At 57.5% G+C, this 25,230-nt stretch carries 29 protein-coding genes; 12 read left to right on the top strand and 17 right to left on the bottom strand.

Annotated features, from left to right (window positions below; genetic code table 11):
- Positions 1 to 40 precede the first annotated feature (40 nt).
- The 5 genes from hisD to DVA44_RS13810 are packed head-to-tail and all read left to right on the top strand — an operon-like array spanning position 41 to position 4,818.
- A complete protein-coding gene (gene hisD, locus DVA44_RS13790; protein ID WP_114387276.1) occupies positions 41 to 1,363 on the top strand; it encodes a histidinol dehydrogenase in 1,323 nt (440 codons plus the stop codon).
- A gap of 3 nt (positions 1,364 to 1,366) precedes the next feature.
- Positions 1,367 to 2,131, top strand: a complete 765-nt coding sequence (locus tag DVA44_RS13795) for an SDR family NAD(P)-dependent oxidoreductase (protein WP_114315195.1) — start codon at positions 1,367 to 1,369, stop codon at positions 2,129 to 2,131.
- A gap of 11 nt (positions 2,132 to 2,142) precedes the next feature.
- On the top strand, positions 2,143 to 2,859 hold the full coding sequence (locus DVA44_RS13800; RefSeq protein ID WP_246843577.1) for an alpha/beta fold hydrolase: 717 nt from the start codon (positions 2,143 to 2,145) through the stop codon (positions 2,857 to 2,859).
- Entirely contained in the window at positions 2,852 to 3,640 is a 789-nt protein-coding gene (locus DVA44_RS13805) for an HpcH/HpaI aldolase/citrate lyase family protein (protein ID WP_114387278.1), read from the top strand. The genes DVA44_RS13800 and DVA44_RS13805 overlap by 8 nt, the downstream gene beginning before the upstream one ends.
- An 11-nt stretch (positions 3,641 to 3,651) precedes the next feature.
- Positions 3,652 to 4,818: a cupin gene (locus tag DVA44_RS13810; RefSeq protein ID WP_114387279.1), complete on the top strand. Its 1,167-nt coding sequence runs from the start codon at positions 3,652 to 3,654 to the stop codon at positions 4,816 to 4,818.
- A gap of 40 nt (positions 4,819 to 4,858) precedes the next feature.
- On the opposite strand, the gene DVA44_RS13815 is transcribed toward DVA44_RS13810, so the two are convergent.
- The gene (locus DVA44_RS13815) at positions 4,859 to 5,494 is read right to left on the bottom strand and encodes a carbonic anhydrase (RefSeq protein ID WP_103823889.1); all 636 of its coding nucleotides are present in this window, start codon (positions 5,492 to 5,494) and stop codon (positions 4,859 to 4,861) included.
- A gap of 71 nt (positions 5,495 to 5,565) precedes the next feature.
- On the bottom strand, positions 5,566 to 6,357 hold the full coding sequence (locus DVA44_RS13820) for an MBL fold metallo-hydrolase (protein WP_114387280.1): 792 nt from the start codon (positions 6,355 to 6,357) through the stop codon (positions 5,566 to 5,568).
- A gap of 128 nt (positions 6,358 to 6,485) precedes the next feature.
- Here DVA44_RS13820 and DVA44_RS13825 point away from each other — a divergent pair, with 128 nt between their 5' ends.
- A complete protein-coding gene (locus DVA44_RS13825) occupies positions 6,486 to 6,626 on the top strand; it encodes a hypothetical protein (protein WP_032617828.1) in 141 nt (46 codons plus the stop codon).
- Between the two features lie 117 nt (positions 6,627 to 6,743).
- On the opposite strand, the gene DVA44_RS13830 is transcribed toward DVA44_RS13825, so the two are convergent.
- The 4 genes from DVA44_RS13830 to DVA44_RS25715 all read right to left on the bottom strand — a co-directional run bounded on the left by DVA44_RS13830 (position 6,744) and on the right by DVA44_RS25715 (position 9,558).
- A complete protein-coding gene (locus DVA44_RS13830) occupies positions 6,744 to 7,226 on the bottom strand; it encodes a heme-binding protein (RefSeq protein WP_114387281.1) in 483 nt (160 codons plus the stop codon).
- An 89-nt stretch (positions 7,227 to 7,315) separates the two neighbouring features.
- Positions 7,316 to 7,927 (bottom strand): response regulator transcription factor, encoded by a 612-nt coding sequence (locus tag DVA44_RS13835; protein WP_114387282.1) that lies wholly within the window; start codon positions 7,925 to 7,927, stop codon positions 7,316 to 7,318.
- Positions 7,920 to 9,248 (bottom strand): sensor histidine kinase, encoded by a 1,329-nt coding sequence (locus DVA44_RS13840; RefSeq protein WP_114387283.1) that lies wholly within the window; start codon positions 9,246 to 9,248, stop codon positions 7,920 to 7,922. The genes DVA44_RS13835 and DVA44_RS13840 overlap by 8 nt, the downstream gene beginning before the upstream one ends.
- A gap of 160 nt (positions 9,249 to 9,408) precedes the next feature.
- The gene (locus DVA44_RS25715; protein WP_168194440.1) at positions 9,409 to 9,558 is read right to left on the bottom strand and encodes a hypothetical protein; all 150 of its coding nucleotides are present in this window, start codon (positions 9,556 to 9,558) and stop codon (positions 9,409 to 9,411) included.
- 251 nt (positions 9,559 to 9,809) lie between these two features.
- On the opposite strand from DVA44_RS25715, the gene DVA44_RS13850 reads away from it, so the two are divergent.
- The 4 genes from DVA44_RS13850 to DVA44_RS13865 are packed head-to-tail and all read left to right on the top strand — an operon-like array spanning position 9,810 to position 12,892.
- Entirely contained in the window at positions 9,810 to 10,628 is an 819-nt protein-coding gene (locus DVA44_RS13850) for an ABC transporter substrate-binding protein (RefSeq protein ID WP_114387285.1), read from the top strand.
- A gap of 1 nt (position 10,629) precedes the next feature.
- Entirely contained in the window at positions 10,630 to 11,445 is an 816-nt protein-coding gene (locus DVA44_RS13855; protein WP_114387286.1) for an amino acid ABC transporter ATP-binding protein, read from the top strand.
- Positions 11,445 to 12,212: an amino acid ABC transporter permease gene (locus tag DVA44_RS13860; RefSeq protein ID WP_114387287.1), complete on the top strand. Its 768-nt coding sequence runs from the start codon at positions 11,445 to 11,447 to the stop codon at positions 12,210 to 12,212. The genes DVA44_RS13855 and DVA44_RS13860 overlap by 1 nt, the downstream gene beginning before the upstream one ends.
- On the top strand, positions 12,206 to 12,892 hold the full coding sequence (locus tag DVA44_RS13865) for an amino acid ABC transporter permease (protein ID WP_114387288.1): 687 nt from the start codon (positions 12,206 to 12,208) through the stop codon (positions 12,890 to 12,892). Before DVA44_RS13860 ends, DVA44_RS13865 begins: the two co-directional genes overlap by 7 nt.
- Here the strand turns inward: DVA44_RS13865 and fumD are convergent.
- The 4 genes from fumD to DVA44_RS13885 all read right to left on the bottom strand — a co-directional run bounded on the left by fumD (position 12,873) and on the right by DVA44_RS13885 (position 15,710).
- Positions 12,873 to 13,082 carry a fumarate hydratase FumD gene (fumD, locus tag DVA44_RS13870; protein WP_114387289.1) on the bottom strand — a complete coding sequence of 70 codons (210 nt, stop codon included), beginning with the start codon at positions 13,080 to 13,082 and terminating at the stop codon, positions 12,873 to 12,875. The genes DVA44_RS13865 and fumD overlap by 20 nt on opposite strands.
- Before the next feature lie 104 nt (positions 13,083 to 13,186).
- Entirely contained in the window at positions 13,187 to 13,999 is an 813-nt protein-coding gene (locus DVA44_RS13875; protein ID WP_114387290.1) for a MetQ/NlpA family ABC transporter substrate-binding protein, read from the bottom strand.
- 27 nt (positions 14,000 to 14,026) lie between these two features.
- Positions 14,027 to 14,695: a methionine ABC transporter permease gene (locus tag DVA44_RS13880; protein ID WP_103179330.1), complete on the bottom strand. Its 669-nt coding sequence runs from the start codon at positions 14,693 to 14,695 to the stop codon at positions 14,027 to 14,029.
- The gene (locus tag DVA44_RS13885) at positions 14,688 to 15,710 is read right to left on the bottom strand and encodes a methionine ABC transporter ATP-binding protein (protein WP_103179329.1); all 1,023 of its coding nucleotides are present in this window, start codon (positions 15,708 to 15,710) and stop codon (positions 14,688 to 14,690) included. Before DVA44_RS13885 ends, DVA44_RS13880 begins: the two co-directional genes overlap by 8 nt.
- Positions 15,711 to 16,293: 583 nt before the next feature.
- On the opposite strand from DVA44_RS13885, the gene pykF reads away from it, so the two are divergent.
- Both pykF and lpp read left to right on the top strand, forming a co-directional pair.
- On the top strand, positions 16,294 to 17,715 hold the full coding sequence (gene pykF / locus DVA44_RS13890) for a pyruvate kinase PykF (protein ID WP_103179328.1): 1,422 nt from the start codon (positions 16,294 to 16,296) through the stop codon (positions 17,713 to 17,715).
- A gap of 310 nt (positions 17,716 to 18,025) precedes the next feature.
- Positions 18,026 to 18,262, top strand: a complete 237-nt coding sequence (gene lpp / locus DVA44_RS13895) for a murein lipoprotein Lpp (RefSeq protein WP_001082307.1) — start codon at positions 18,026 to 18,028, stop codon at positions 18,260 to 18,262.
- A gap of 62 nt (positions 18,263 to 18,324) precedes the next feature.
- On the opposite strand, the gene DVA44_RS13900 is transcribed toward lpp, so the two are convergent.
- From DVA44_RS13900 to sufA, 7 genes are all read right to left on the bottom strand, one after another.
- Positions 18,325 to 19,323, bottom strand: coding sequence for a L,D-transpeptidase family protein (locus tag DVA44_RS13900; RefSeq protein ID WP_114315207.1), 999 nt, complete (start codon positions 19,321 to 19,323; stop codon positions 18,325 to 18,327).
- 97 nt (positions 19,324 to 19,420) lie between these two features.
- Entirely contained in the window at positions 19,421 to 19,837 is a 417-nt protein-coding gene (sufE, locus tag DVA44_RS13905) for a cysteine desulfuration protein SufE (protein ID WP_103179326.1), read from the bottom strand.
- Positions 19,838 to 19,851: 14 nt separating this feature from the next.
- Entirely contained in the window at positions 19,852 to 21,072 is a 1,221-nt protein-coding gene (gene sufS / locus DVA44_RS13910) for a cysteine desulfurase SufS (protein ID WP_114315208.1), read from the bottom strand.
- Positions 21,069 to 22,340 (bottom strand): Fe-S cluster assembly protein SufD, encoded by a 1,272-nt coding sequence (gene sufD / locus DVA44_RS13915; RefSeq protein ID WP_114387291.1) that lies wholly within the window; start codon positions 22,338 to 22,340, stop codon positions 21,069 to 21,071. The genes sufS and sufD overlap by 4 nt, the downstream gene beginning before the upstream one ends.
- On the bottom strand, positions 22,315 to 23,061 hold the full coding sequence (gene sufC, locus DVA44_RS13920; RefSeq protein ID WP_039029104.1) for a Fe-S cluster assembly ATPase SufC: 747 nt from the start codon (positions 23,059 to 23,061) through the stop codon (positions 22,315 to 22,317). Before sufC ends, sufD begins: the two co-directional genes overlap by 26 nt.
- A gap of 16 nt (positions 23,062 to 23,077) precedes the next feature.
- Positions 23,078 to 24,565, bottom strand: coding sequence for a Fe-S cluster assembly protein SufB (gene sufB, locus DVA44_RS13925; RefSeq protein WP_114387292.1), 1,488 nt, complete (start codon positions 24,563 to 24,565; stop codon positions 23,078 to 23,080).
- 8 nt (positions 24,566 to 24,573) lie between these two features.
- On the bottom strand, positions 24,574 to 24,942 hold the full coding sequence (gene sufA / locus DVA44_RS13930) for a Fe-S cluster assembly scaffold SufA (protein ID WP_039029102.1): 369 nt from the start codon (positions 24,940 to 24,942) through the stop codon (positions 24,574 to 24,576).
- Between the last annotated feature and the right edge of the window lie 288 nt (positions 24,943 to 25,230).

Consider the following 25,230-nt stretch of genomic DNA (forward strand, 5'->3'; position numbering starts at 1 on the left):
GGGAGGACAGTTGTCATCTTAATTATGCGAGGAAGAGATTGTGGCTTATATGCTTAAAACCAGTAAACCGGTTCAGGAACGTCAGGATGCGCAGCGTCAAATAAGGGAAACGGTAGAGCTTATTCTGGCGGATATTGAAAAACGCGGTAATAAAGCTATTCGCGAATTATCCATTAAGTTTGATCGCTATGATCGGCAGGATTATCGCCTGAGCGACGCGGAAATTAATGCCTGTATCAATAAATTAAGCCGCCAGGATATTCACGATATCGAATTTGCGCAGGAGCAGGTCTTTAATTTCGCCCGCGCTCAAAAAGAATGTCTGCGGGATCTGGAAATTGAAACCCGTCCGGGGGTGATTCTCGGGCATAAAAACATTCCCATTAATGCGGTGGGGTGTTATGTCCCGGGCGGGAAGTATCCCCTGCTGGCCTCGGCGCATATGTCGATTATCACGGCCAACGTGGCGGGCTGCTCCCGCATCGTAAGCTGCGCCCCGCCGTTCGGCGGCGAACCGGCACCCGCAATCGTCGCGGCGCAAAAAATGGCCGGTGCCACGGAAATTTATGCGCTGGGGGGAATTCAGGCCATCGGCGCGATGGCGCTGGGCACCGATTCGCTCTCGCCGGTCGATATGCTGGTCGGGCCCGGTAACGCTTTTGTGGCGGAGGCCAAACGCCAGCTCTTTGGCCGGGTCGGGATTGACCTCTTTGCCGGTCCGACGGAGACGCTGGTCATTGCCGACGACACCGTTGACGCCGAAATGTGTGCTACCGATCTGCTGGGACAGGCCGAGCATGGTGTGACTACGCCAGCGATTCTGCTGACCAACTCGATGACCCTTGCCAAAGAGACGCTGCGCGAGATCGATCGCCTGCTGGAAAAACTGCCCACCGCTGATATCGCCCGCCAGGCGTGGCGCGATTATGGGGAGATCATCGTCTGTGACAGCTACGAAGAGATGCTCGCGGAAGCCGACCGCATCGCCTCTGAGCATGTCCAGGTTATGACCGCCCGGGACGACTGGTTCCTGGCCAACATGACTAACTTCGGCGCCCTGTTCCTTGGCCCACGCACCAACGTTGCCTATGGCGATAAGGTGATCGGCACCAACCATACACTGCCCACACAAAAAGCGGCGCGTTACACCGGCGGCCTGTGGGTGGGGAAATTCATGAAAACCTGCACCTGGCAGAAAGTCCTCAGCGATGAAGCCACCACTGAGATCGGCAGCTACTGCTCGCGCCTCTCGCTGCTGGAAGGCTTCGCCGGACATGCTGAGCAGGCCAATATCCGCGTCCGCCGCTACGGCCAGGTGGAGGTGCCTTACGCCACCCCGGCGCCGATCAGAGAGAAGGTGTAAGTCATGGCGTTTCCTGAGATGCCCTCCTTCGGCCTGCACGGAAAGCGGGCCCTGGTGACGGGCGGCTCCCGCGGACTGGGATTCGCCTGCGCTGTCGCCCTGGCGCAGAGTGGCGCAGAGGTGTGGATTGCCGCCCGGGATCGCCAGGCGCTGGATGCGGCTGCCACCCTCGCCGCCGAACGCGGGCTGCTGCTGCGTCCGGTGGCGCTGGATATAACCGATGTCGCCCAGGTGGAGGCCGTCACCGAAGCCCTGCCCGCCTTCGACATTCTGGTCAACAGCGCCGGGCTGGCTCGCCACGAACCGTTTCTGGCGGTCAGCGAGGCGAACTTTGATGCGGTGATGGCGATCAACCTGCGGGCGACCTTTTTTGTCAGCCAGCGGATCGCCGCCCGGATGCGTGAGGAGCGAATAGCAGGCTCGATCATCCACATCTCCTCCCAGATGGGGCACGTCGGCGGCCCTAAGCGCAGCGTCTACTGCGCGTCGAAATTTGCGCTGGAAGGGTTAACCAAAGCCATGGCGCTGGAGCTTGGCGAGGCGGGGATCCGGGTTAATACCCTCTGCCCGACCTTTATTGAAACGGCGCTGACCGCATCGTCGCTGGCCGACCCCGCCTTTCGCCACTACGTGCTGGAGAATATCAAGCTCGGACGCACCGGTACCGTCGAAGATGTGATGGGTCCGGTGGTGTTCCTGGCTTCCGGCGCCGCAGCGATGATCACCGGCAGCGCGCTGATGGTCGACGGCGGCTGGACCGCAACCTGAGGAGTAAGATTGTGGATAATCACGCCCTGCCGCTGGTGCTGATTAGCGGCACGCTCTGTAACGCGCGTCTCTGGCAGCCGCTGCTCGACAGACTCAATCTCTCTGACGTGATCGGCATTACGCTGACGGACGCGACGTCGGCGGCAGACGCCTCGCGAAACCTGCTGCGCGAACTGCCGCCGCGCTTCCTGCTGGCTGGCTTTTCGCTGGGGGCGATTGTGGCCCTGCAGATGGTCGCCGACGCGCCACAGGGTATCGCCGGGCTGGCGTTGCTGTCGGTCAATCCCCTTGCCGATGCGCCAGAAAATGCGGCTTCCCGACGCGAGGCGGTGCGCGTGGCGCGACAGCAAGGGGTAGCGAATTGGCTCTCCGCCAGCCTGTGGCCGAAATACGTTGCCCCGACGCGCACGCAGGATGCCGCCCTGCACGATCTGATTTGCCAGATGGCCAGAGAATGCGGGCCCGACACCCTGGCGACGCAGACCGAAATCGCCATTACCCGGCGGGATAATCGCGGGGCGCTCCCGGCCCTCGCCTGCCCCATCATCGTTATTAACGGCCTGCACGATCCCATCTGCACGCCGTCTCACCACCAGCGGGTTATTGAGAGTGCGCCTCAGGCGACGCTTGTCACCCTCGCCTCAGCCGGGCATTTCACCCTGTTGGAAGCGCCGGATGAGGTTGCTCACCCGCTACGTCACTGGATCCAGGAGTGTTTAGATGCGTAAAAACAGACTCAAGGCAATACCCGACGGCAGCGCCGTGATTAACGGCTGGCTGGCCATCCCGTCGGGCTACAGCGCGGAGATCGCCGGCCATCAGGGTTTCGATGCGGTCACCGTCGATCTTCAGCACGGCATGATCGACTTCGCCAGCGCGCTCGCCATGCTGCAGGCGCTTTCCGCTACCCCGGCGGTGCCGCTGGTGCGGGTGCAGGATAACGATCCGGCGCAGATCATGCGCATGCTGGATGCGGGTGCCTACGGCATTATCTGCCCGATGATCTCCACAGCTGAAGAGGCCCGCCGCTTTGTGGCCGCCTGCCGCTATCCGCCGCTGGGCAACCGCTCCTTTGGCCCTGCCCGGGGGCTGCTCTACGGTGGCGCGGATTATCCGCAGCACGCCAACGACGAAATATTGACCCTGGCAATGATCGAAACCCGTGATGGGCTGGCGAACCTGGATGCAATCCTCGCCACCGACGGGCTGGACGGGGTCTTTATCGGCCCGAACGATCTGTCCCTGACCCTGACCGGCAGCGCCAGCGCCGAATCCCGTCACCCTGAGATGCTGGCTGCCATTGAGCGGGTCGTCAGCCGGTGTCGTCAGTGGCAAAAAATCGCCGGGATCTTTTGCACCTCGGGTGAGGCTGCCGCCCGGCGCATTAGCGAAGGTTTTCAGTTTGTCACCCCAGCAAACGATGTCATGCAACTTGGCCGCGCCTCACGCGAAGCCATCGCCCTGGCGCGGGGCAATGCACTCCCCACTACCGGCGCATCAGGTTATTAACAGGAGAAAAGATGAAAGCACGTCACATTAGCCCCGAACTGGCCCGCAGCCGTCTGGTTGCCCCTGAAGATATGGTGTCCTGCAATCTTGCGTTTATCGACTGCAAGCTTCCCGGCTCCCATCTGAAACAGAACTACTCCTTTATTGGCCCCGGCGTTACCCAGTCCTCCGCTCAGGTGGTGAACATCCCGGAACCGCACGGCTTTAATATCGGCGCCGCGGCGATGCCAAAAGGGGTAACCAATAACTTGCATCTGCATTTCACCGCCGAAGTGTTCTTGATTCACGAGGGCACGTGGCGTTTTCGCTGGGGAGCCAACGGGGAAAATGAAGCCGAGTTCAGCGCTCCGGCCATTCTTTCTATTCCCACCTGGATCTTCCGCGGCTTTACCAATGTCAGTAAAGAAGAGACCTGCGGCATGGTTTACACGGTACTCGGGGGGAATAACACCGGGGGGATTATCTGGCATCCGTCGATTCTGAACGCGGCCAGCGAGTATAGCCTTTATCTGAGCAAAGACAACATGCTTATCGACGTAAATGCGGGCGATACCCTCCCGGAACCGGCAGGACTGCTGGCGCCATTGCCTGCAGAAGAGATTGCCGCCCTGCGCCACTACTCCGTGGAGGAGATGCGCCAGCGGGCGGTGACCGGAGAAGATCGGCGCTGGTCGGCGGCGGGGTTACTCGATTCGGTCCTGCCCGGCCACGGCGGCGAGATCGCCCCGGTGATCGGCTTTGGTATCAGCCAGGATAAACACGCCGCGCCAGCTATCGTTAACCCGCACGGTTTTTCCGTTGAGTGGCTGCGCCTGGCCGCGGAGCATGTGGTAGGTCGCCACCTCTGCCCGGATGTGCAGGTGATCATGGTCTTTAAAGGCACGCTGGAGGTGACCTGGAATAAAGAGGGCGAAGAGGTGAGCATTGTCGCCCCTGAGCGTTCGGTCATTTCGGTTCCGGCGAACAGCTGGCGGCGTTATCGCGCGTTGGATGGCGACATAGAGTGCATTCTGACCACCGAAGGCGATCAACGTAAGCGCGTCTACTGGGATGAAGAGATACTGCAACAGGCGAGAGCGGCAAACCGCTGTCTGGATCCGGACGGGTACGTCACGGCGGCGGATCTGCTGCCGGAAACGGCGAAGCGCGCGGGTCTGAAACTTGAGGCGCTACCGTAAACGGAATCAGGGCGGGATCCCCCGCCCTGAATGCGGCGTGTTACTCGAAGTAGACGCCAGGATTATCGGACAGCGAAACGAAGGTTTTCGTCTCTTTATCCAGGGCGCGAATTTCGCCGCTTTCGATATCGTACACCCAGCCGTGCAGGCGAATAGCGTTGTTACGCAGGCCGACCGCCACTGAAGGATGGGTTTTGATGTTGCTCAGCTGGGCGAAGACGTTCTCCTGCACCATGGCGTTGACCTTGTCGGTCGGGGTTTCCCAGGTTTTCTTTTCCACCACCGCTTTCGCCGCATCGGAGTAGCGCAGCCAGTGAGAGACGGCAGGCATCGGCTCGAGGTTGGCGTTGTCGGCAATCGCCTTCATCGCGCCACAGTTAGAGTGGCCGCAGATCACGATATCGGTCACGCCCAGGGCGACCACCGCATATTCGATAGTGGCGGAAACACCGCCCGGCTCCGGCCCGAAAGGCGGAACGATGTTGCCAGCATTGCGAATGACAAAGAGCTGTCCCGGCTCCTGCTGGGTCACTAACTCCGGCACCAGGCGGCTGTCAGAACAGGAGATGAACAGCGCTTTGGGATTCTGACTGGAGGCCAGACTGCGGAAAAGGTCTTTACGTTGCGGAAAAATTTCTTTTTGAAAGCTGAGAAAACCTTCAATGATATGTTGCATAGCAATGTCTCATTTTTTTGTGATTGTTACAGGCATGATCGAGATCACGGTTTTTTGAGTTTACCCACCGGTCACGACTTCAGACAAGCAATATATTTCTGGACCGACCGCAGGACAATCGCCCGCGCGTTCGCGGAAATGTTCTGGCCTTCAAAGGCACCGTAGAGGCGTTCGAAGGAAACCTTTTCCAGCCGGGCGGCGATCTCAGCCACGACGCCTGCCGGGAGCGGCAGCATGTTGGGGTAGCTCCACATAAACGACACCGCATCTTTGCCCGGCGTGACCTGCAGAATATCCCCGGCCAGCAGAATACCGCCGTCGCGGTGCCAGTGCAGCACTGTCCCGCCGGCAAAATGGCCGCCCAGTCGGTGCAGCGTCACGTCAGGGGCGATCTCCAGCGAATCCCCCTCCCAGAAGCGCAGCGCCGGGCTGTCCCTCATCACCCACTGCCGATCGCTGGCGTGCAGGTATACCGGGGCGTTAAAGGCCGCCGCCCAATCCTGCATGGTGGTGTAGTAGTGCGGGTGCGAGATGGCGATGGCGTCGATACCGCCCAGCGCGTTCACCAGCGCCTGGGTAGCGGGATCGAGATTGGCGATGCAGTCCCACAGCACATTACCCTGTGCGGTTTTCAGCAGGATCGCGCGCTGGTTGATGGCAAACGCGGGCACGGTTTTGATGCCCAATAAGTCGGGTTCAAGCTGTTGCCACTTGTTGGTGTGCGTGCGGGTCAGGGCGGAAAAATCAAGCCACTCCTGGCCCGTCGTGGGTACATACTGGCGCTCATCTTCGCAAATGGCGCAGTGCTGCGGTTCGCGGTCGGCGTCATAAGACGTGCCGCAGGTTTTACATAAGACGATCACAACGCCTCCTGAGTCCGGGTGAGTCATCAGTATGGCAAGGATTATCCTTATGTGCGCTGGGGTGCCTCCTCCCTCTGTTTTGCTCTATAATACGACCTGGAACAAAAACCGAACAAAGCAGGTAAACGATGGAAATTGATCTCAACAATCTGGTGTTTGACGGGCTGGACGAAGCCGAAGAACGTAACGCTGAACGCCTTGAAGATGCGGATAAAAAAGCCCAGGCGATCGTGGCGGATGATGATTGCGGCGACGCCTGCAAGATCTGATAAAAAAGCCCCGGACTAGCGCCGGGGCTTTTTGTTTTATACCGGGTGGCGCTACGCTTACCCGGCCTACAACATCCTTCCCTCAGAGCCGCGTAAGCGCAGCGCCGCCGGGCGTTTTTACGACTTCTTCAGCCCATCAATGGCTTGTTGCGCGCAGGCTTCATCCAGGTGCCCACCCGGCGCGCCGCCAATGCCGATGGCACCGATCGTCTCATCCCCTTCTTTGACCGGCAAACCACCGGCCAGCAGCAGCAGGCCCGGGATATCGCGCAGGTTCTGCGCGCCCGCGTTGCTTTGTGCAGACTCCATCACTTTACCCGAAGCATTTTTGGTGCTGAGCGCAGTAAAGGCTTTCATTTCGCTGGCTTTCAGGGTGTGCGGACCGGCGTTATCCGTGCGCTGCACCGCTTTTACCACCCCGGCGCGATCCACCACCGTGACGCTGACCTGATAATTTTTTGCTGTGCAGGCCTGGATCGCCGCACTGGCTAACGCATTCGCCTGAGTCAGGGAGAGATTTTTTTGCGCTACAGACTGTGCATGCGCCGATACGCTGACCATCCCTGCTACACACACTGCCGCCATCATTAACTTTTTCATCGCACATCCTCTTGTAAGTGGGAACCCTTGCAGCGTATCGAAGCGGGCGATGAAATGTTATTCGGTTGACTACGCGGTGATCCTGGTAGTTATACGGATTGTAATTTGTCGTATTCCCGGATGGCCTGCACCAGGCTTGAGACGCCCAGCTTGACGAACACCGCCGCCCGGTGCGCTTCTACTGTCCTTGGGGAGAGATTCAGCCGGGCGGCGACCTCTTTATTACTGCTGCCTTCCATGAGCGCCAGCAGCACCTCGTGTTCCCGGGTGGTGAGCTGTTCAAACCGCGCTCGGACCCGCGTGGCCTCCTGCCAGACGCCCAGGCGCCGCTGGCTTTCGGTGAGGGCGGCGGTAATGGATTCAATCAGCGTGTCGGCATCCAGCGGCTTGGTGAAAAATTCAAACACGCCGTTGTGAAACGCGCGGCGGCAGGCATCAATGGTGCCATGGCCGGTCATGAGGATCACCGGCAGCAGCGGCCACGGCCAGGCGTCCTCCTCCAGCCAGGCGAGCCCACCTTTGCCCGGCATGCGCATGTCCAGTAGCAGACAGCCGGTCAGGGATTTTTCCCCACTCTGAGCCGCGGTAAACGCGGCAATACTGTCATAAGGCTCCACATGCCAGTTCATACCTGTGAAAAGAAAAACCAGCGACTCCCTGACTGACGCATCATCATCAATCAACCAGATGACGTTATCCATTTACCTGACCCCCGTGGTGAGCAAACTGTAATCTGATTCTGGCCCCGCCCTGCGGGGCATTATCCAGAGCGAGCGTGCCATTCATCCGGGTGACCAACGACTCCGTTAAGGTCATTCCCAGCCCCGTGCCGCCCTCTCGCCCACTATAAAAAGGCATAAAGGCGTTGTGGAGTGCTTCCGGGGTAAAGCCAGGGCCGCCGTCGGTGATCGCTATGTGGATGCGTTCGCCTTCGCGGTGGCTGCGGATATGCACCCATCCCGCGGCGCGCTCCTGCTGGGCCTGAATAGCGTTGCTGAGCAGATTATGCAGCACCTGTTCCAGCCACAGCCGGTCGGCGCAGAGCGTGCGGGCATCGGCGGCGAAATCATGGGTAAGACGAACAGGACTGGCGGTGCGCTCATGCTCCAGCAGGTTACTGACCTGCCGCCAGCACTCGGCCAGATCCACCGCCCCTAAGGTGACAGCCTCCTGGGTCACGTGCTCACGAAAGCGGGTCAGCAGCGCGCTAATGCGCTGGGTTTGCACCAGCGCCGAGCCCAGCGCCTGAGCAACCGCCGCAGGGTTATCCTGGCGCAACTGGCGCTGCGCCCCCTGGATCCAGGTCTGCACCGCCGTGAGAGGCTGGTTGATCTCATGCACGATGCCCGCGGTGATCTCCCCCAGGGTATTGAGCCGGGCATGTTGATAGTACCAGGCGCGCTGGTCGGCGTTCTGGCGCTGCTTACGCTGCCAGAGGATCACGCCACCTGCCGCCACCACAATAGCCCAGCCCGCAAACAGCAGGACAAACGGCAGCAGCGCCACGCTCAGCCACGCCGGTTGGGCCTCGGCCAGCAGAATAAACGGCTGGGTATGCTGAGAAAACTGTCGCTGCCAGTGCCAGAAAGCCTCTGTTGGCGGTGGCGGCATCTCACCGGAGAGATTCAGGGTGAGGCGGGAAAAGCGGGGCCAGGCGGTGAGAACCGGCGAAGGGTCAATCAGCACCCGTATCTGTCGCCAGGGGTTATAGAGCCAGTACTGCGTGCCCGCCAGGGGTTCCACCCGGGCGGCGTCGAGCGCGCGACCAGAGGTGGTTTGCAGGTCGAGTATTTGCGGGAATTTTTTACGCAGCGCCGCCAGATCTTCATCGCCATTCAACAGCGGCAGCACTGACTCATTCTGGGTGAGAACCGCGCCGATCTCCGTAAACGCCGTGGCAAATTCCCGGTCGAGTGCCCAGTACTGACGGCGGATCTGCTCGGCATACAGCAGCACGCTGCTGAGCAGGCAGAGCGTGAGCCAAATCAGGAGCCCTCGTTGTAGATAGTTTTTGCTGTTCATTCATTTAACTGGCGCAGGAAAAAGACGCCAGAGACCTTAGCAGGAAGCTAAGCCGTGGACAAAACTTGCGGCGATTTTTGGATGTTAGCGTCCAGAATGGCAGAAGGCGCGGTGAAGATCGCACACCTCATTCCAGTATGTTTCCCGCACCAGGCGGTGTTCAGCGTGGCGTTTGGTCATGGAACCACTCCGGGTCAATATTGGCGATATCCACACCGTAGAGGCTGGCGACAGGCAGAATGGATTCAATAATACGCTGCGCGCTGTTCTCTTCCGATCGTGCGGTAAAAAACCGCCGTAACGTACTCATCAGTGTGTCCATTGCCCTGTTCCTCATGTGTTCAGCCTGAATGCAGTAAACCAGCAATCCGTCGGCGGTGGAAATGCCGATTCCGGCAGAGGATTTGCGCCAGGCGCAAAAGCAACGCTGCTTTAACTGATGGGTAACGCGCTGTTCACTCATGCTTTTTTTCGTTAAGCAAAGACAATATTGGCATTTGGCTACCCGCGCCGGGTATGGGAGCGTATGAGGACAAAATAAAAACAGAAGCAGAGGAACCTATGGCAATACACACAAAACGGACGCTGGCACTGGCTTTACTGGCCGCTGTCGGGATGGTTTCCACCCAGGCGCAGGCAGACCAGCTGGCGGATATTAAGGCGGCGGGCGTGGTGAAAGTCGCAACGTTTGATGCCAATCCGCCGTTTGGATCGGTGGATGCGAAAAGCCACGAGATCGTCGGCTATGATGTCGACTTCGCCAAAGCGCTGGCAAAATCACTCGGGGTAAAACTGGAGCTGGTCGCCACTAACCCGGCAAACCGCATCCCGCTGCTGCAGTCCGGGAAAGCGGATCTGATTGTGGCGGATATCACCATCACCCCGGAACGGGCGCAGGTGATCGACTTTTCGACTCCCTACTTCGTGACCGGGCAGCAGTTCCTGGTTCCGGCCAAGGGCGCGGACAATCTGGAGGCCTACAGCAAGGCGCGTATCGGGGCGGTGAAAGGGACGACCGGGGAGCAGGCGCTGCATCAGCGTTTTCCGCAATCGCGCGTGCTCTCTTATGATGATATTCCGCTGGCGCTGACGGCGTTGCGCAACGGCAACGTGCAGGCGATCACCCAGGACAGCACCATTCTGGCGGGTCTGCTGGCGCAGGCGCCGGATAAAGCCAACTTTAAGATCCTCCCTGACCTCCTAAGTAAAGAAGAGATTGGCGTCGGAGTGAAAAAAGGCGAAACCGCACTGTTAAAGGTGGTGAACGATGAGCTGGTGAAGCTGGAGAATACCGGCGACGCGGCAAAAATCTACGATGCCTGGTTTGGTCCACAGACGCCCTCCCCGCAGCCTCGTGCCTTTAAAATAGAAGCTCAGTAATATGCTGTCAGGTTTATTCTCTCGCTCCGCGGCCCGTGCCGCGGATTTTTCACATCTGCAACAGGCCAGCGTCACCTTTTGCGAGGTGGTGAAACGCTACGGCGACCGCCCGGTGCTGAAAGGCATCAACCTCAGCGTCACGCCAGGTGAAGTGGTCGCCATTCTCGGCCCGTCGGGCTCCGGTAAATCGACGCTGATTCGCCTGATCAACCAGCTGGAAGATTTCACCTCCGGCGACATCCTGATTGACGGGAAATCGACGCGTCAGCTCTCCCGCCAGGCGTTGCGCCAGCTGCGCAGCCGGGTCGGTTTTGTCTTCCAGCAGTTTAATCTCTACAGCCATCTGACGGCCCGACAAAACATCGCCCTGGCGCTGAGGCACGTTCATGGCTGGCATTCGGCAGAGGCCGACACCCGCGCCGATGCACTGCTGGCGCAGGTGGGGATGGCGGATAAAGCCGATCACTATCCGGAAGCCTTATCCGGTGGGCAGCAGCAGCGGGTGGCGATCGCCCGGGCCCTGGCCTCCTCGCCGCAGATCATCCTCTTTGACGAGCCCACCTCGGCCCTCGATCCGGAGATGATTGGCGAAGTGCTGCTGGTGATGAAAGCCCTCGCCCACAGCGGGATCACCATGATTGTGGTCACCCATGAGATGCAGTTTGCCCGGGAAATTGCCGACCGGGTGGTGTTCATTGACGGCGGCCACATTCTGGAGGTGGCTCCGCCAGAGCAGTTCTTTCAGCATCCTGCCCATCCGCGCACCCAGCGTTTTCTGCAGAAGGTGCTGAACCCGCTGCATCCGGGAGCGTTGTGATGCCTGCCCTCGACTGGCAAGGGGTGCTGACCGGCCAGCCCTTGCAGTGGATCCTCTCCGGTTTTCTCACCACCCTGTGGGTGACCCTGGCAGGGATGGTGGTCGCCAGCCTTATTACTCTTGCCTCACTGGGGTTGCGTCTCGCCGGGGGGCGCATCGGGGCGCATATCGTCGCCCTGTGGGTGTCGCTGTTTCGCAATACGCCCCTGCTGGTGCAGCTGCTGTTCTGGTATTTCGCCGCCTGGAACGGGCTGCCGCAGGGGTTTCGCACCTTTGTGATGGACGATCATGCCTGGTCAGTGCTGCCGGGTCAGGTCTGGTGGTTTACGCCAGAGTTTCTCTGCTCCGCCTGGGGGCTGGGAGTCTTTACCTCGGCTTTTTTGACCGAGGAGATCACCGCCGGGCTACGCGCCGTTTCCGCCGGGCAGCGGGAAGCCGCCCTGGCGCAGGGCTTTTCCCCCTGGCCGCTGTTACGGTACATCCTGCTGCCGCAGGGGCTGGCGAACGCCTGGCAGCCGGTGGTGGGTCAGTACCTCAATCTGATGAAACTCTCCTCGCTGGCGAGCGGCATTGGCTTTGCGGAACTCACCTACCAGGTGCGGCAGATAGAGAGCTATAACGCCCACGCGCTGGAGGCCTTCAGCGTCGGCACGGTGCTGTACCTGCTTACCGGCGTGGCGATGGGCGTCCTGCTGACGAAACTGGGCCCCTCAACAGAACGGCGGCGTAAAGCCGCGCTGACGACCCGGAGTGAAGAAAAATGCTAGCCGGACTGAATGTCATTACCGATAACCTGGATTATCTGCTCTGGGGACGGGCTGCGGCCGGACAGCCTGGCGGCGTGCTATTGACGCTCCTGATGGCGTTCGGCGCCGCGGCGCTGGCGTTCCCGGCAGGAATTGCGCTGGCGGGCCTGGCGTGGCGTTTCCCGGGGGCGATACGCAACACCTTGTTCCTGTGGGCGGAGATTATCCGCGGGATCCCGCTGATTTTTGTCATTTTCTGGCTGTGGTATCTGTTACCCCTCATCACCGGAGGCGATCTGCCGGGGGCGCTCACCGTTACACTGGCGCTGGCGTGGTTTACTGCCGCCGCCGTGATGCACTCCGTGCTGGCCGGGCTGAATGCGTTGCCTGGAGGACAATATGAAGCCGCGCAGGCCCAGGGGTTTGGCGCGCTGCAAACGCTGGGGTTACTCCTGCTGCCACAGGCGTTGCGCAACACCCTGCCTTCGCTAATGGGGATTTTTATCAGCCTGCTGAAGGACACCTCGCTGGCGTTTATTGTCAACGTGCCGGAGCTGACCACCGTGGCAGGCCAGGTGAACAACCGGGTGCAGATCTACCCGGCGGCTATTTTTATTTTTACTGGTGTGGTCTATTACCTGCTGTGCTGTGGCGTTGAACAGCTGGCGAAACGCTGGCGGCTTAACCGGCCAGCGCTTTAACGACGGTTTCCATCGCCTGGGTGGTTAATTCGCTGCGTTTCACCCGCTGGTTTGCCAGCGCGGTGCGCAGTATCCCGGCGATAACGATATGCTTCGGCTCCTGCCCCAAATCGCGCATCTCAAGAACGACTTTGCCTACCACGCGACACATCTCCTGATACAGCGCTTCGTCTTTGGTTACATTGCCCATGACTTTCACTCCGTTGCCTTAAAATGCCAGCTTAATAGATTCATCGCCGTTATACAAAAAAGCCCGACGAGAGACTCGCCGGGCTTTGAAATCAAACGGATAAATCAGTTGTTAACCGGGATCACCGCGCCTTTATACTTGGTGCGGATCCAGTCCTGGATCTCTTTAGAGTGCAGGACATCCACCAGCGCCATGATGTCTTTCTTCTTCTCATCGCCACGGTGAACGGTGATGATGTTGGCGTACGGGTTGTTTTCACCGCTCTCTACTGCAATCGGGTCGTGAACCGGGTCCAGACCGGCGTCGATGGCGTAGTTGGCGTTGATGACAACCGCCGCGCCCTCGTCGTTGTTATACATCTGCGGCAGCAGGGAGGCTTCTACGTTCGGGGTGAACTGCAGCTTTTTCGGGTTCTCAACGATGTCGCTGATGCGCGCGGTCACTTTGTCGATGCCCGGCTTCAGCTTGATCACGCCCTCTTTCTCGAAGATAGAGAGGATACGTCCCTCTTCAGAGACCGCATCACGCATGATGATTTTGCCGCCTTCCGGCAGATCTTTCAGCGACTTGTATTTTTTGGAGTAGATACCGATTGGCTCGATGTGGATCGCCCCGGCGCTGACGAAATCGTACTCTTTATCCCCGGCGTGATCTTTCAGCACGCTGTTCAGGTATGGAATGTGCTGGAAGTAGTTGGCGTCGATGTCACGACCCGCCAGCGCGGTGTTCGGCAGGATGTAGTCCTGGAACGGTTTAATCTCCAGATCGATACCCTGTTTCGCCAGAATCGGCTTCGCCTGCTCCAGGATTTCGGCGTGCGGGGTGTTAGAGGCTCCCACGGTCAGGGTATCAGCCCAGGAGGCAAAGCTCAGGGCGCTCAGGGTTGCTGCGGCGATCAACGTCAGTGTCTTTTTCATGATGATGGTTCCTGTGTATTGTTGTGTTTATCTTTTATCAAGAATGGAAGTAATGATGTCGCCGCAGAACTGGATAATGAAAACGATGATCAAAATGGTCACCGTTGCCACCAGCGTGACGTCACCATGGTTGCGCTGGAAACCTTCCAGGTAAGCCAGATTTCCCAGACCACCGGCACCAATCACCCCCGCCATGGCGCTGTAGCTCACCAGGGCAATCAGCGTCACCGTGATCCCTGACACCAGGGCAGGCGATGATTCCGGCAGTAAAACGCGAAAGATTAATGTGCTGAGTCGGGCGCCCATTGAGCGCGTCGCCTCGATCACCCCTTTGTCCACTTCACGCAGGGCGATCTCCACCAGACGGGCATAGAACGGCGCGGCGCCGACGATCAACGCAGGCAGTGCGGCGTTGGCCCCGAGGATGGTCCCCACCACGGTTTTGGTGAAGGGGATCAGCAGCACAATCAGAATGATGAACGGGATGGAGCGGAAGACGTTCACCACAATCGAAATGACGCTGTAGACCGTACGGTTATGGAACATGCCACCGCGGGCGGTTAAAAACAGCGCCAGACCGAGGACAAGCCCGAGCACAAAAGTCGCAACGCCGGAGAGCGCGGTCATATACAGCGTCTCCAGAGTGGCCGCCCAGAGCTGGTCCCATTTCAGGTGCGGGAAGAGATTCTCAGCCATGTTTAATTACCTCACCTTCAATATCACTGTGCTGCAAATCGGCGAGGATATTGTTCAGTTGTTCATCTGTTGCCACCACGTGCAGCCAGAGCTGGCCGAAGACGCCATGGGCGGTTTGTGTCATTTTGCCGTGAAGGATGTTAAACGGCAGGCCGTAGCGTAGCGTTAGTTCCCCGACGACCGGCTTGTGAGTGCTGTGGCCGGTAAAGGTCAGCTTAATAACGGTGCCTTCCAGTTCGTTTGCCAGCTCGCTGTTAAAGGTTTCGTCTTCGGCGTACTGGCTGACCTGACGCACAAACTGTTGCGTAATTGGCTGCTGAGGATGGGTAAAGACCTGCAGCACGTCGCCCTCTTCCACCACTTTGCCGTTTTCCATCACCGCCACGCGGTCACAGATTTTGCGCACCACGTGCATCTCATGAGTAATAAGCACGATAGTCAGCTTAAAACGACGGTTGATGTCGAGGAGCAGATCGAGGATCTGATCGGTGGTCTGGGGATCCAGCGCCGAGGTGGCCTCGTCGCAGAGCAGCACGTCCGGGTTATTGGCCAGCGCGCGGGCAATGCCGACGCGCTGCTTTTGCCCACCGCTAAGCTGGGACGGATAAGCCTGTTCGCGGCCTTTCAGCCCCACCAGCTCAACCAGTTCTGCCACGCGGGCTTTGATTTTGGCTTTAGGCACCCCGGCAATCTGCATTGAAAAGGCGATGTTCTCGCTCACGGTGCGCGACCACAGCAGGTTGAAGTGCTGAAACACCATACTGATTTTCAGCCGCGCCTGGCGCAGGGTTTCACCTTTCGCTGCGGAGATATCGTGTCCGTTAATGGTCACGCTGCCGGTGGTCGGCTTTTCCAGGCCGTTAAGCAGGCGGATTAAGGTGCTTTTACCCGCGCCGCTGTAGCCAATAATTCCATAAATTTGCCCCTGCTCTATCGTCAGGTTCACGTTATCAACGGCTGTCAGCGCCACTTTTCCGTTGTCAAAAATCTTCGAAATATTCCTGAGTACAATCATTCTTCGGGTAATCCGTTCGCCTGTGGCAGTTTAGCAGTATGGATGTCCAAACGATAGTAAACAGCCGTTATTAGCTTTTGAATGAATGAAAACGAATATCTTATAACTTTGAGTGATAAGCGGCGTGGCGCGTGGGGAGAAGGCCCTTTGCTTATTTTCTGCAATCGATAGCTAAAAAGTCGCCATGGCGAAACGCATAAAAATGGGGCATTTGCCTGAAGGTTTTTCGCGGACGCAACATCTACGCAGTCAACCTTAACGCATTGATAACAACCCTTTGTAAAACTGCATATATAATTTTTGAAACGCTGTTTTCATTTTCCTTTTGCGCATCTTTCAGCGTATAATGCGCGCCTGTCTTCTGATGAATGGTTTCAGCGCTTGGACTACAAAAAACAACGCATACAACTTAACCTCTCTCCCTGGGCTGAAACACAGGCACACATTCTTCTGCACGCTCAATTGATGTCACCTATCCTTACTGCGTGCCATAAAAAATTTCGCAACACAGGTTTGACTCCAGGGCTCTGCGCCCGCGGAGCGAGATTTCCATATCCTTCTCAACTTAAAGACTAAGACTGTCATGAAAAAGACGAAAATTGTTTGCACCATCGGCCCGAAAACCGAATCTGAAGAGATGCTGACCAAGATGCTGGACGCCGGCATGAACGTGATGCGTCTGAACTTCTCTCACGGTGACTATGCTGAACACGGCCAGCGCATCCAGAACCTGCGCAACGTGATGAGCAAGACCGGTAAAAAAGCAGCAATCCTGCTGGATACCAAAGGTCCAGAAATTCGTACCATTAAACTGGAAGGCGGCAACGACGTTTCGCTGAAAGCGGGACAGACTTTCACCTTCACTACAGACAAGTCTGTTGTCGGCAACAGTGAAATCGTTGCTGTGACCTATGAAGGCTTCACCAGCGACCTGTCCGTCGGTAACACCGTTCTGGTGGACGACGGCCTGATCGGTATGGAAGTCACCGCTATCGAAGGTAACAAAGTTATCTGTAAAGTGCTGAACAACGGCGACCTGGGCGAAAACAAAGGCGTTAACCTACCAGGCGTTTCCATCGCGCTGCCAGCACTGGCTGAGAAAGACAAACAGGACCTGATCTTCGGTTGCGAGCAAGGCGTTGACTTCGTTGCAGCTTCCTTTATCCGTAAGCGTTCTGACGTTGTTGAAATCCGTGAGCACCTGAAAGCCCACGGCGGCGAAAACATCCAGATCATCTCCAAAATCGAAAACCAGGAAGGCCTGAACAACTTCGACGAAATCCTCGAAGCTTCTGACGGCATCATGGTTGCGCGTGGTGACCTGGGCGTTGAGATCCCGGTTGAAGAAGTAATCTTCGCGCAGAAGATGATGATCGAGAAGTGTGTTCGCGCGCGTAAAGTGGTTATTACCGCAACGCAGATGCTGGACTCCATGATCAAAAACCCACGCCCTACCCGCGCAGAAGCCGGCGACGTGGCGAACGCCATCCTCGACGGTACCGATGCGGTAATGCTCTCTGGCGAATCTGCTAAAGGTAAATACCCGCTGGAAGCGGTCTCCATCATGGCGACCATCTGTGAGCGTACCGACCGCGTGATGAAGAGCCGTCTGGATTACAACAACGACAGCCGTAAACTGCGCATCACTGAAGCGGTATGCCGTGGCGCGGTAGAAACAGCCGAGAAACTGGAAGCGCCACTGATTGTCGTCGCCACCCAGGGCGGTAAATCTGCTCGCGCAGTGCGTAAATACTTCCCGGATGCCACCATTCTGGCGCTGACCACCAACGAAACCACTGCGCGTCAGCTGGTGTTGAGCAAAGGCGTGGTTCCACATCTGGTAAAAGAGATCGCCTCTACTGACGATTTCTACCGCCTGGGTAAAGAAGTGGCCCTGCAGCTGGTTGAACGTGGCCTGGCGCAGAAAGGCGACGTAGTGGTGATGGTTTCTGGTGCACTGGTTCCAAGCGGCACCACTAATACCGCATCTGTTCACGTGCTGTAATAATTTCGTTCGAATTAGTTTGTATAAAAAGCGTCCTTCGGGGCGCTTTTTTTATTTCCGCTATCAGCCAAATTTATTAAAAAAGCAAATCGGGTTTTTCTATTTAACGGGGTCGTTTTCTAAGATGAATCCGATGAAAATTGTCTGTTTTAACACAATATTTTCCTCGAAATAGTCAAAACAGGTGCTTCTTTGAGCGAACGATCAAAAATAGGCATATTCCCATCAAAAAAATATTCTCAACCTAAAAAACTTTGTGTAATACTTGTAACGCTACATGGAGATTAACTCAATCTAGAGGGTATTAATAATGAATCGTACTAAACTGGTACTGGGCGCGGTAATCCTGGGTTCTACTCTGCTGGCAGGTTGCTCCAGCAACGCTAAAATCGATCAGCTGTCTTCTGACGTTCAGACTCTGAACGCTAAAGTTGACCAGCTGAGCAACGACGTGAACGCAATGCGTTCCGACGTTCAGGCTGCTAAAGACGACGCAGCTCGCGCTAACCAGCGTCTGGACAACCAGGCTACTAAATACCGTAAGTAATAGTACCTGTGTTAATAAAATGGCGCACATTGTGCGCCATTTTTTTTGCCCCGCATTTCGCTTTACTGAATCGCCTGTTCATGCCCCATCGGCGAAAGCGTGTTCTTCGCTGAGAGCCCGGTACTGTTAACATTCGCCCCGGCACCTGTCGAGACCTCTACCGGAATACCCGCCCGACGCGACAACGCTTTGTTCACCAATGTCTTATCGCTGCCGCTCTGCGATATAAAGGATGCAAGCGCACTGGAGTGGGCAATCGCCAGCGTTTGCGGATTCTCCCCTTCCATCGTCGCCAGCGGGCGATGCACTTCAACGTAGCGCTTACCGTCCGGCTCAACTGAGAACTTCACCGGCTCATTGATGATCTGCACCCGCGTGCCGACAGAGGTCTGGGCGAAGAGCGCTTTGATATCCGGCGCATTCATACGCATACAACCGGAACTGACGCGCAACCCCACGCTGTCCGGCGCGCTGGTGCCATGGATCAGGTATTCACCATTACCCACGCCCAAACGCAGTGCAAAGCGTCCTAACGGGTTATTTGGCCCTGCGGGTACTACCGGCGGCAGTTTGATCCCCTGGGCCAGCGAGCGCGCTCTGATGCCCGCAGTTGGCGTCCATGTCGGATTCGGGATCTTCTGGCTGATGCGGGTGGTGGTCACCGGCGTGTCCAGCCCCAGCTGTCCAATACCCAGTGGATAGACCTGCACGCTATTTTCACCCGGCGGATAGAAGTAGAGCCGCAGCTCCGCCAGATTCACCACAATCCCTTCCCGGGGGGTATCCGGCAGCAACATTTGCGACGGAATGGTGATCACCGTTCCCGGCGCCGGATAGACCGGGGCGATAGTATTATTGGCTTCGAGTATTAAATGCGCAGCGGTATTAAACCGGCGCGCAATGGCCTGAAGGTTATTATCACCTTCCTGAACAACATAGGTCTGATTTTGCCCGATTAACCGACTACCAGCCGGTGGCAAAGGATAATCCACCGCCCGGGCGCTATTAAGCGCGCTGAGCGAACCTAAAAGAATGAGAGTTAATAAAGACGCGCGCTTCATACTGAGATTCCTTATTCACTGACAGAACGTCAGAAAGCTGAAAAATCCGCGAGGCGGGAGCCGTCTCGCGGAGCAGAATGAGGGCTGTCCTGATAGTTTAGCTAATGTTGGCGGCTTTGGAGCGGATTGCGCGGATCATCGCCTCAAGCCCCTGGGATCGGGAGGGGGTTAAATGCTGAGTGAGCGCCATTTTTTCAAACCACGGGCGGACGTCAAAAGCGACAATATCCTGGGCGGACATCTGCTGATATAAAATAAACACGACGGCAATAAGGCCTTTGACTATTGCCGCATCACTGTCGCCCGCTAATTCAATCACCCCGGCTTCATTCTGGTGCATTATTATCCACACCTGGCTCTGACACCCCTGAATACTATTTTCCGGGACGTGGTCGCTTTCGCTGAGGGCAGGCAGACGCTGCCCCAGCTCAATGATGTAGAGGTACTTCTCTTCCCAGTTTGCGCAACGCGTAAAATTACGCAGCAATTTATCTCTGTCTGGCAATGCAGCCATCTCTTGCCCTCTTTTTAGCCCAGCAGCTGGTGGATACGCTTCAGCCCGGCCACCAGTCTGTCGACCTCTTCCAGTGTGTTGTACATCACCAGCGATGCGCGGCACATCGCCGGTACCTGATAAAACGCCATCAGCGGCATAGCGCAGTGGTGTCCGGTTCGCACCGCCACCCCGTAATTGTCGAGAAAACTGCCCACGTCATAGGCGTGGTGTTTGCCAAGGTTAAAGGCAATAACACCCTGACGGTCCGCCGGGCCGTACAGCGTAAGATCCGGCACGCTGGCAAGTTCCGCCAGAGCATAGCGCATCAGCATCTGTTCATATTCGGCGATGGCATCAAGGCCGATGTTTGACACATACTCCATCGCCGCGCCCAGCCCGATAATGCCGCCGGTGTTCGGGGTGCCCGCCTCAAAGCGCCACGGCGCCCGGGCGTAGGTTGTGCCTCCGCTCAGGCTGACGGTGGCGATCATCGACCCGCCCCCTTCCCACGGCGGCATCGCCTGTAAAATCTCATCTTTGACGTACAGCACGCCGATACCGGTAGGCCCGTAGAGCTTATGGCCGGAAAAGACGTAGAAGTCGCAGTCCAGCGCCTGGACATCCACCGTATGGTGCATCACCGCCTGGGCGCCATCAATCAGTACTTTCGCCCCCACCACATGGGCTTTGGCGATAATCTCCGCCACCGGGTTTTCGGTACCCAGCACGTTGGAGATCTGAGTAATGGCCACCAGCCGGGTGCGTTCATCCAGCAGGGTATCCAGCTGTTCAAGCTGTAACGTGCCGTCCTCGTTAAGCGGGATGACCCGCAGTTCCGCCCCGACGCGCTCACACAGCATCTGCCAGGGCACGATATTGGCATGGTGCTCCATCTGGCTGATGATGATGTTATCACCCGCGTGCACTTCGGCGCTGCCCCAGCTGTTGGCCACCAGGTTGATCCCTTCGGTGGTGCCGCGAACAAAGACCAGCTCCTCCGGCGAGCGGGCGTTCAAAAATGTTGCCGCGCGGGTACGGACGTTCTCCATCCGCTGCGTCGCCTCGGCGCTGAGGGTGTGGATCCCCCTGTGCACCGCCGCGTAACCATGCCGGTAAAACTCTGCCTCGGCCTCGATCACCTGCGTGGGCTTTTGCGCGCTGGCGGCGCTGTCGAGATAGGCAAGCGGCAGACCGTTTACTTCACGGGTCAGGACAGGAAAATCCGCCCGCACTTTCTCTACAGGGAAAATCATGCCACACCTCCAGGCAGACGCTGGCCGATACGCGCCAGCACCTGCTGTCTTAACGTTTCATCGTCAAGGGCTTCGGTCAGTTCGGCGGCAAAGGCGTAGATAATCATCTTCTCAGCCGCCTGCTTATCGATCCCGCGGGAGCGCAGATAGAACATCTGCTCATCGTCGATCCGCCCCACAGTGGCGCCGTGGCTGCATTTCACATCATCGGCGTAAATTTCCAGCTGCGGTTTGGTGTCCACCTCCGCCAGTCGCCCCATCAGCAGATTGTTGTTGGTCATCTGGCCGTCGGTTTTGATGGCGTGCTGCGCCACGTTAATCAGCCCGTTGAAGACGGCCCGGCCCTTATCGCTGACGATGGTTTTATGCAGCTGGCGGCTGTTGCAGTAGCCCTTGTTGTGCTCAAGCCAGGTACGGGTGTCGCACACTTCAGATTTTACCGGCATCGCCAGGCTGTTGATGCGCAGGGTGCTATTTTCGCCATTCAGCTGGGTGCTGGTGTTATGGCGCAGTACCGCCCCGCCCAGCAGGAAGCTGTGGCTGTATGCCGTCGCATCGGCGGCCATCAGCAGGTCGTTATGGGCGAAGTGGTGGCTCGCAGGGTTCTCGAACGCCAGCTTGATATGGTGCACCCGGGCGTTGGCCGCCACGTTCATGGTCAGGCGCGAGCCGGTGAAATGGTGCGCCGGGGTCAGGCTGACATAGTGTTCGACGATCGTCGCCTCTGCCCCTTCGGCCAGCGCCAGATGGTGACGATAATGAGCAGTGTTGATCTCCTCGCCTTCAAGCCCCTGGGTGATGTGCATCAGCAGCAGCGGCTTTTCAGGACGGGCGTTACGTTTCACGCTGATATGCGTCACGCTCTGAGCCAGGCTTTCGGTCAGATGCAGGAACAGCTCCGGCTGAATCGGTGCCGCCAGGCTTTGCCGCTCGTCGTTAATGGTCACCTCAAACCCGCTGCCGTCGGTGCTGTCGCTCAGTTCCGGACAAAAGCGTCCGTCAACAAAGACCAGCCGCGTGGCGTCGAGGGTGAGCGCCAGCGCATCCCGATCGGCCGCTTCTACCCTGGCGGGTCGGGAAACAAACTCGCCGTTAAGCAGCCCTTCCAGCGGGGTATATTTCCAGTTTTCGTGCTTACGCGTCGGCAACCCGAGGCGCAGCATCTGCTGCAGGTGCTGCTGGGCCTGTTCAGAGCGGGTACCGCCCTGCGCCTCAAACAGGCGGTGCCACTGCTGCAGCGCGTTACTGCTGTTCGCTAAGCCAGCCATAGCCCTGCTCCTCCAGCTGTTTGACCAGCGTAAAATCACCCGATTTCACAATCCGCCCCTGATAGAGCACATGCACATAATCGGGTTTAATGTAATCAAGGATGCGCTGATAGTGGGTAACGATGATGAACGAGCGCTTACCGTCACGCAGGGCATTGACGCCGTCGGCGACGATCTTCAGGGCGTCGATATCGAGCCCGGAGTCGGTTTCGTCGAGAATGCACAGCTCCGGCTCCAGCACCGCCATCTGCAGAATGTCGTTGCGCTTCTTCTCCCCGCCGGAAAAACCGACGTTGACCGAGCGGGTGAGCAGATCTTCCGGCATCTTCAGCAGCTGGATCTTCTCTTCCATCAGGTCCTGGAAATCAAAGCGATCCAGCTCCTCTTCGCTGCGGTATTTGCGCACGGCATTCAGCGCGGTCTGCAGGAAGAACTGGTTGCTGACGCCTGGGATCTCTACCGGGTACTGGAAGGCCATAAAAATGCCCTCCCCGGCTCTCTCTTCCGGCGACAGTTCCAGCAGATCTTTGCCTTTAAAGTCGACCGAACCGCCGACCACTTCGTAATCTTCGCGCCCGGCCAAAGTCGCTGACAGCGTACTTTTACCCGACCCGTTAGGGCCCATAATCGCATGCACTTCGCCCGGGCGAACCTCAAGGCTCAGGCCGCGCAGGATCGCTTTATCTTCCACACTGACCTGTAAATCTTTAATGCTTAACATGTGCTTTCCTTAATCCTTAACCGACGCTGTGTTCAAGGCTAATCGCCAGTAATTTTTGTGCTTCCACGGCAAACTCCAGCGGCAGTTCAGAGAACACATCCTTACAGAAACCATTCACAATCATCGAGATGGCATCCTCTTCGCTGATGCCGCGCTGCAGGCAGTAGAAGAGCTGATCTTCACCAATCCGCGAGGTTGTCGCTTCGTGTTCCAGCTGGGCGCTGTTGTTACGGCACTCAACATACGGGAAGGTATGCGCCCCGCAGTCCGGGCCAATCAGCATGGAGTCGCACTGGGTAAAGTTACGGGCGTTGGTGGCCGTCGGCATGATTTTGACTAAGCCGCGATAGCTGTTCTGGCTCTGCCCTGCGGAGATCCCTTTCGAAATGATGGTCGATCGGGTGTTTTTGCCGATGTGGATCATCTTGGTGCCGGTATCGGCCTGCTGATGCCCGCTGGTCAGCGCCACGGAGTAGAACTCACCGATGGAGTTATCCCCGCGCAGAATGCAGCTCGGGTACTTCCAGGTGATGGCGGAGCCGGTTTCCGACTGGGTCCACGACATCTTGCTGTTGTCGCCTTCGCACAGGGCGCGCTTGGTGACGAAGTTCAGGATGCCGCCGGTGTTGTTATCCCCCGGGAACCAGTTCTGCACCGTGGAGTACTTCACCTCGGCGTCTTTATGGATGATCACCTCCACCACTGCCGCGTGCAGCTGGTAGCTGTCGCGCACCGGAGCGGAACAGCCCTCGATATAGCTGACGTAGCTGCCCTCATCGGCGACGAGGATGGTGCGTTCAAACTGACCGGTTTTCTCGGCGTTGATACGGAAATAGGTGGAGAGCTCCATCGGGCAGCGCACGCCTTTCGGCACGTAGATAAAGGTGCCGTCGGAGGCTACCGCCGCATTCAGGGCGGCAAAGAAGTTATCATTGCCCGGCACCACGGTGCCAAGATACTTCTTCACCAGCTCAGGGTGATCGTGGATAGCTTCCCCGAAGGAGCAGAAGATGATCCCCTGCTCACCCAGTTTTTCCCGGTAGGTGGTGGCGACCGAGACGGAGTCGAAGATGGCGTCCACCGCCACCTCACGTCCTTCACGCACCGGTACACCGAGCTGTTCGAACGCCTCTTCCACCTCTTTACTTAAAAAGGCGTTGGCCCCGGTCTGCTGTACCGCACCAGGCTCAGAGGCGCAGGTGTCGTCGCAGTTGCCGCAGGACGGCGCTGAGTAGTAGCTGTAATCCTGATAGTTCAGCTTGTCGTAGTGCGCCTTCAGCCAGTGCGGCTCTTCCATCTCCAGCCAGGCCTTGAACGCATTCAGCCGGAACTCCAGCATCCAGTCGGGTTCGTTACGCTTGGCGGAAATGGCACGAATGACCTCTTCGTTAATCCCTTTTGCCAGCTCGTCGGTCTGCAATTGGGTGAAGAAGCCCTCTTTGTAATTAATGTGGCCGCCGGACCAGGTGTTGACGTCGTCAGTTGCTTCAGTATGTCGAGACATAATACCGCCTATACCCCAAAACTTTCGCCGCAGCCGCATTCGTTCTGGGCTTTCGGGTTATTGAATTTGAATAACTGGTTTAAGCCTTCGCGCACGTAATCCACTTCCGTACCGTCAATGAACGGCATCGCCTGGAGCGGCACGTAGAGCCGGGCGCCGTCATGTTCAAAAACCAGATCGTCTTTTTCCGGCTGGCTGACGGTGGTAAGGACATAGCCGAAACCGGCGCAGCCCGTCTGTTTCACCCCTAACCGCACGCCGAGCATACCTGCCTGTTTGCTCACCAGCTCGCGAATGTGCGCCGCTGCGGCAGGGGTCAGCGATAATCCACGCCATGCAAAATCTGTCGGATCAAACGTTTCTGAATGCTGTTCCATAAGTCCACCTCATGTATCGCGCCCTCTGGGCATAACACCATGTTAGTGATAATGATTATCACTTCAACCCCTCACTTGCAGGGTCATTCGGCTTAACCGCCCTTTTTGAATACTTTTATTAAGCATAGACCCTGATGACGGGCTTAACAGGCCTGACGGAGATTGTTTAATCAATTGATAATATTGGAAATTACAAGAGGAAATCGGTGGAAATGGTCAAAAGCTAAAATATGTATAGAAAATGACTATTTTTGAAATAGCCAGACAGATAAGACGCCCGCGCAGGCG

The sequence above is a fragment of the Leclercia sp. W17 genome, assembly GCF_003336325.1.
Classification (GTDB): Bacteria; Pseudomonadota; Gammaproteobacteria; order Enterobacterales; family Enterobacteriaceae; genus Enterobacter.

Excerpts from the sequence above, each read along its gene's own strand:
- DVA44_RS13850 (WP_114387285.1), top strand. The coding sequence starts at position 9,810 with ATGGCAATACACACAAAACGGACGCTGGCACTGGCTTTACTGGCCGCT.
- DVA44_RS13875 (WP_114387290.1), bottom strand. The coding sequence starts at position 13,999 with ATGAAAAAGACACTGACGTTGATCGCCGCAGCAACCCTGAGCGCCCTG.
- pykF (WP_103179328.1), top strand. The coding sequence starts at position 16,294 with ATGAAAAAGACGAAAATTGTTTGCACCATCGGCCCGAAAACCGAATCT.
- DVA44_RS25715 (WP_168194440.1), bottom strand. The coding sequence starts at position 9,558 with ATGAGTACGTTACGGCGGTTTTTTACCGCACGATCGGAAGAGAACAGC.
- DVA44_RS13880 (WP_103179330.1), bottom strand. The coding sequence starts at position 14,695 with ATGGCTGAGAATCTCTTCCCGCACCTGAAATGGGACCAGCTCTGGGCG.
- DVA44_RS13860 (WP_114387287.1), top strand. The coding sequence starts at position 11,445 with ATGCCTGCCCTCGACTGGCAAGGGGTGCTGACCGGCCAGCCCTTGCAG.
- DVA44_RS13840 (WP_114387283.1), bottom strand. The coding sequence starts at position 9,248 with ATGAACAGCAAAAACTATCTACAACGAGGGCTCCTGATTTGGCTCACG.
- DVA44_RS13855 (WP_114387286.1), top strand. The coding sequence starts at position 10,630 with ATGCTGTCAGGTTTATTCTCTCGCTCCGCGGCCCGTGCCGCGGATTTT.
- DVA44_RS13810 (WP_114387279.1), top strand. The coding sequence starts at position 3,652 with ATGAAAGCACGTCACATTAGCCCCGAACTGGCCCGCAGCCGTCTGGTT.
- sufC (WP_039029104.1), bottom strand. The coding sequence starts at position 23,061 with ATGTTAAGCATTAAAGATTTACAGGTCAGTGTGGAAGATAAAGCGATC.
- lpp (WP_001082307.1), top strand. The coding sequence starts at position 18,026 with ATGAATCGTACTAAACTGGTACTGGGCGCGGTAATCCTGGGTTCTACT.
- DVA44_RS13815 (WP_103823889.1), bottom strand. The coding sequence starts at position 5,494 with ATGCAACATATCATTGAAGGTTTTCTCAGCTTTCAAAAAGAAATTTTT.
- sufE (WP_103179326.1), bottom strand. The coding sequence starts at position 19,837 with ATGGCTGCATTGCCAGACAGAGATAAATTGCTGCGTAATTTTACGCGT.
- DVA44_RS13865 (WP_114387288.1), top strand. The coding sequence starts at position 12,206 with ATGCTAGCCGGACTGAATGTCATTACCGATAACCTGGATTATCTGCTC.
- sufA (WP_039029102.1), bottom strand. The coding sequence starts at position 24,942 with ATGGAACAGCATTCAGAAACGTTTGATCCGACAGATTTTGCATGGCGT.
- sufD (WP_114387291.1), bottom strand. The coding sequence starts at position 22,340 with ATGGCTGGCTTAGCGAACAGCAGTAACGCGCTGCAGCAGTGGCACCGC.
- DVA44_RS13835 (WP_114387282.1), bottom strand. The coding sequence starts at position 7,927 with ATGGATAACGTCATCTGGTTGATTGATGATGATGCGTCAGTCAGGGAG.
- sufB (WP_114387292.1), bottom strand. The coding sequence starts at position 24,565 with ATGTCTCGACATACTGAAGCAACTGACGACGTCAACACCTGGTCCGGC.
- DVA44_RS13900 (WP_114315207.1), bottom strand. The coding sequence starts at position 19,323 with ATGAAGCGCGCGTCTTTATTAACTCTCATTCTTTTAGGTTCGCTCAGC.
- fumD (WP_114387289.1), bottom strand. The coding sequence starts at position 13,082 with ATGGGCAATGTAACCAAAGACGAAGCGCTGTATCAGGAGATGTGTCGC.
- DVA44_RS13805 (WP_114387278.1), top strand. The coding sequence starts at position 2,852 with ATGCGTAAAAACAGACTCAAGGCAATACCCGACGGCAGCGCCGTGATT.
- DVA44_RS13795 (WP_114315195.1), top strand. The coding sequence starts at position 1,367 with ATGGCGTTTCCTGAGATGCCCTCCTTCGGCCTGCACGGAAAGCGGGCC.
- sufS (WP_114315208.1), bottom strand. The coding sequence starts at position 21,072 with ATGATTTTCCCTGTAGAGAAAGTGCGGGCGGATTTTCCTGTCCTGACC.
- DVA44_RS13830 (WP_114387281.1), bottom strand. The coding sequence starts at position 7,226 with ATGAAAAAGTTAATGATGGCGGCAGTGTGTGTAGCAGGGATGGTCAGC.
- DVA44_RS13825 (WP_032617828.1), top strand. The coding sequence starts at position 6,486 with ATGGAAATTGATCTCAACAATCTGGTGTTTGACGGGCTGGACGAAGCC.
- DVA44_RS13885 (WP_103179329.1), bottom strand. The coding sequence starts at position 15,710 with ATGATTGTACTCAGGAATATTTCGAAGATTTTTGACAACGGAAAAGTG.